Here is a 263-nt window from a genome sequence, read left to right as displayed (position 1 = left end):
CATCGTCACCCTGCCCCACTCCCTCACCTACCTCGGCCGCACCAACTGGCTCGGCATCCCGGCCGCAATCTGGATCTGCACCCTCCTCTTCCTCGCCGGAGGCAGCGCCCTCGCCTGGCTGCGCCACGGCCGCGCCCTCTACGCGATCGGCGGCAACGCCGAGGCCGCCCGCGCCGCCGGCATCCGGGTCGACCGGATCACCTGGACCGTGCTCATCCTCGGCGGCCTGCTCGCCGCCTTCGCCGGCGTCCTCCGGCCACTAC

General features: G+C 73.8%; 1 pseudogene. It reads left to right on the top strand.

Annotated features, from left to right (window positions below):
• Window positions 1-263: pseudogene (locus C2142_RS39190) on the top strand (ABC transporter permease); the annotation flags it as partial.

The organism is Streptomyces sp. CB01881 (assembly GCF_002953255.1).
Classification (GTDB): Bacteria; Actinomycetota; Actinomycetes; order Streptomycetales; family Streptomycetaceae; genus Kitasatospora.
The sequence above is the reverse complement of the archived record's forward strand: the minus strand, read 5'-3'. Positions and strand labels throughout refer to the sequence as shown.